The following is a 2,585-nucleotide window of genomic DNA, read 5'->3' as shown; positions in this document are numbered from 1 at the left end:
TATTGTTGAAGACTACACACCAATTGAAAAAAGAAATAAAGCTCAAATTAGATATGGTAAAAACAAACAATTTATTCACAAGTCTAATTACTATGTGCGTGATACTTTTAAACATATTGGTGTTGCATCAAAAATTACATCTCTGGCACGTAGTATTTTATACGCATCATTCCATGATAATAAAGATAAATGGATATATTCAGACACTGATTCAGGATACTATACAGGTCCTATTTCAGGTATTGAAATTGATGAGACTAAATTTGGGGCATGAAAACCTGAAAGTAGATTTAATGAGTTTAAAGTTCTTAGGGCAAAGTGTTACATGTATAATCAAACACACACATATAAAAATGGTAAATGAGTTGAAAACATTGTTGATCATAAATCAGGTGAAGTTAAATCTGTTAAAGGTCTAGTAAGAAAAATTTCAGGTCTTTCTAAAAATGGTAAAAATAAAGTTGATTGATCTAACTTCAATTTAGGAAGTATAATTAAAGATGGAAAGACTGGTATGAAAAATGTTGAAGGCGGACTTCATATTGTGACTTCTGATTTTAAATTAAATGAAGATTTAGAAGGTGAGGTGTAATTTGGGATTTTTTGGGAAAATAAAGAGTGGGTTTAAATCACTGCAAAACAAATCAAAACAGGCATCGCTTGATAGATTGGCAAAATCTAAAGCTAATCGTAAAAAGATGACTGATCGTTTTAAATGGCTTGATAGACTTGATAAGTTTGAAAAGCACATGAAGTATAAAGAAAGAAAACTAAAGAAAAAGTTTAAAAATTTCTTTAAAAAGAAAAAAACTAAGTCTGCAAAAGAAACAAAACCATCAAATATACTCACTCAAAAGAAAAAAGATATTGATTTTAAGAAAGTTGTTGGTAAAAACAAATCAAAATATTCAAGTGGTGGAATTACTGATATTTCAAAACGCAATGCTCATGTTGCTAAAAATCTCAATTCCTCGCGTGAATCAAGAGATCATTGAATAAGCAAAATTGTTGATAAAGCTGACTTTATTTCAACAGTTAAAGAAGATGTACGTGAAATACTTGCAGGTCAAAGCTCAGCAATCGTAAATATTGATGAATTTGTCAAAGATATTACTTTAAATAGAAATAGAATGGGATTTTATTCAAATGATGAACTTGAAAAATTTGATGATATGATGAATAAAATTCTTGATGAGCTTGGATTTGATATTACTGATTTTGATGTTTCAAAAGTAAATGAAGAGATCAGAGAAAATAAAGATGAATATTATGAAATGATTAAAAAGATTTCATTCAATACATACATGGATAATTGAAAAACTCGCTTTTTTGGCTCTGATGAAATTATTTCTGATGGTGTTACACTTGATGATGAAGGTCGTGCTAATTTGTGAAAACAAATAGAAGAATCCAAATCTCAAGTGTGATTTGATGAGTATAAAGCTAGAAAATTAAACGAATAAAATCACCTTTTGGTGATTTTTTATTTTATATTACGTTGTCTTTTTTCATCAAGTAATGATTGTCATCTTTCGATTTGTCAGTTAATTTTTTTAATCTTATGCTTAAGTTTTGTTGTTTTAATAAGTTCAACAGAAAATAATTTATCTTCAAGTTTAGCTTTCTTATACTTGAGACGGCGAATTAATTCAAGTAATTCAGCGTTAGATCATTTTCATTTACGTACTTCATGTATGTTTATTGTTCAAAACATTATAAATGTAATTCTTTCTGTACAAGTTTATATGTTTGTGTTTGTGCGTTGTATGATGAAGCCCTATTAACTGATCTATTTGCGAATCTAAAGCTTTCAATTTCTTCATAATCAATGTGATAAGCAATTTCACTTTCAACATCTTTTGCTGAAATTAAATATGTTTTTTCGTCATTTAATTCTTCATTTCTATAATCAGCAATTTCAATTTCTATAATTTGTGTTGCTCCTGAAGTTAATTTAACTTCAAAGTCTGCTAGTAAAAAGTGTTTCATTATTCATTTACCTCAAACCCTCTGTCTTTTAATTCTTTTTTTGCTTCTTCAACTGTCATTGTGTAATAAACTGTAAATTTGTCGTTTGATGCACCATTAATAGTAAAGTGTGTCATTCCGTCTTCAAACCTAACATTTACATAGCTTGTGTAATTGTCTAACTTAATTTCATGTTTCATAATCTCTTCTTTCTTGATCAATTTATTCATTTTTTATTCTCCTTGAAGGTAGTTTTTATTTCTCTAACCTTACCTACTAATTATACCAAAATAATTGGAAGTTGTAACAACTTTTTTAATTTGATTAACATATAGCAACAACTCCTAAAGTTTGCATTGTAATATTTAAAATAGATCTAACAAAGTTTTTATTGTCATTCATCATATCAGCTTTAAATGAAGCTTTATTTAAATTATTGATCTCATTAATAAATATAGTTTTATTTTTAATTAGAAAATCTAATTCACTATCAGATATATACCCGTTAAATTTTTGCATTTTTAAATAATTTAAGAATTTATTCATATTTTTATTTCTCCTTGAAGGTAGTTTTTATTTCTCTAACCTTACCTACTAATTATACCAAAATAATTGGA

At 27.2% G+C, this 2,585-nt stretch carries 6 protein-coding genes; 3 read left to right on the top strand and 3 right to left on the bottom strand.

Going from position 1 to position 2,585, the window contains the following annotated elements:
* From N1032_RS22525 to N1032_RS22515, 3 genes are all read left to right on the top strand, one after another.
* On the top strand, window positions 1–274 hold a 274-nt coding region (locus N1032_RS22525), incomplete at its 5' end, for a hypothetical protein (protein WP_259542538.1).
* A gap of 319 nt (window positions 275–593) precedes the next feature.
* Window positions 594–995 (top strand): hypothetical protein, encoded by a 402-nt coding sequence (locus tag N1032_RS22520; RefSeq protein ID WP_259542537.1) that lies wholly within the window; start codon window positions 594–596, stop codon window positions 993–995.
* Between the two features lie 135 nt (window positions 996–1,130).
* On the top strand, window positions 1,131–1,316 hold the full coding sequence (locus N1032_RS22515; RefSeq protein ID WP_259542535.1) for a hypothetical protein: 186 nt from the start codon (window positions 1,131–1,133) through the stop codon (window positions 1,314–1,316).
* 397 nt (window positions 1,317–1,713) lie between these two features.
* Here the strand turns inward: N1032_RS22515 and N1032_RS22510 are convergent, their stop codons facing one another.
* The 3 genes from N1032_RS22510 to N1032_RS22500 form a co-directional block, all read right to left on the bottom strand.
* Window positions 1,714–1,989 carry a hypothetical protein gene (locus N1032_RS22510; protein ID WP_259542532.1) on the bottom strand — a complete coding sequence of 92 codons (276 nt, stop codon included), beginning with the start codon at window positions 1,987–1,989 and terminating at the stop codon, window positions 1,714–1,716.
* Entirely contained in the window at window positions 1,989–2,198 is a 210-nt protein-coding gene (locus N1032_RS22505) for a hypothetical protein (protein ID WP_259542529.1), read from the bottom strand. Before N1032_RS22505 ends, N1032_RS22510 begins: the two co-directional genes overlap by 1 nt.
* Before the next feature lie 94 nt (window positions 2,199–2,292).
* On the bottom strand, window positions 2,293–2,514 hold the full coding sequence (locus N1032_RS22500) for a hypothetical protein (RefSeq protein ID WP_259542528.1): 222 nt from the start codon (window positions 2,512–2,514) through the stop codon (window positions 2,293–2,295).
* Window positions 2,515–2,585: the final 71 nt, after the last annotated feature.

The organism is Herbiconiux daphne, from assembly GCF_024979295.1.
Classification (GTDB): Bacteria; Actinomycetota; Actinomycetes; order Actinomycetales; family Microbacteriaceae; genus Herbiconiux; species Herbiconiux daphnes.
This window is presented reverse-complemented; position numbering and strand designations above follow the sequence as displayed.

Bases quoted from the DNA above. Each gene is read 5' to 3' on its own strand.
- N1032_RS22515 (WP_259542535.1), top strand. From the start codon at position 1,131: ATGGGATTTTATTCAAATGATGAACTTGAAAAATTTGATGATATGATG.
- N1032_RS22510 (WP_259542532.1), bottom strand. From the start codon at position 1,989: ATGAAACACTTTTTACTAGCAGACTTTGAAGTTAAATTAACTTCAGGA.
- N1032_RS22505 (WP_259542529.1), bottom strand. From the start codon at position 2,198: ATGAATAAATTGATCAAGAAAGAAGAGATTATGAAACATGAAATTAAG.
- N1032_RS22500 (WP_259542528.1), bottom strand. From the start codon at position 2,514: ATGAATAAATTCTTAAATTATTTAAAAATGCAAAAATTTAACGGGTAT.